This is a genomic window from Streptomyces sparsus, from assembly GCF_054776295.1.
The window spans coordinates 1-532 of record NZ_BAAHCA010001724.1 but is presented as its reverse complement, the minus strand read 5'-3'; the positions used below and the strand labels follow the sequence as shown (position 1 = coordinate 532).

At 75.8% G+C, this 532-nt stretch carries 1 protein-coding gene; it reads left to right on the top strand.

Features of this window, described 5'->3' with window-relative positions; translation table 11 throughout:
- Positions 1-82: 82 nt before the first annotated feature.
- Entirely contained in the window at positions 83-466 is a 384-nt protein-coding gene (locus ACYVE9_RS30505; RefSeq protein WP_461031081.1) for a PPOX class F420-dependent oxidoreductase, read from the top strand.
- Positions 467-532: the final 66 nt, after the last annotated feature.

Here is a 532-nt window from a genome sequence, read left to right as displayed (position 1 = left end):
CGGGGCGGCGTCCCGGCGCCCCGGCGGACGCCGTCGTCGCGGCACTCCCGTCCCGCGCCGCACAGGCGTAACCTTTCCGACCATGGTCCCTCCGCACCTCGCCCACAGCCCGTACGTCAGCCTGGTCACCTTCAAACGCGACGGCACGCCGGTGGCCACGCCCGTGTGGGGGGTGGCCGACGGGAACGAGCTGCTGGTGTGGACCCGGGACGACTCCTGGAAGGTGAAGCGGCTGCGGCGGGACCCGCGCGTCACCGTGACGCCGTGCGACGCCCGGGGCAGGGTCGACGGCGGTGCCAGGACGGTCGAGGGCACCGGCCGGTTGCTGGAGGACCAGGCGGAACTCGCCCGGGTGCGCCGGGCGATGGCCCGCAAGTACGGCTGGCGGTTCAGGATCGTCGACGGCGGAGGGGCGTTGATGAGGCTGGGCAAGCGACCGCACGTCGGCATCGCCCTACGACTGTGAGCCGCTCGCGGCGCGGGGACGACCCGCCCGCGACGCCGCGCGCACCCTCGGGCGCCTGGCGGCCCC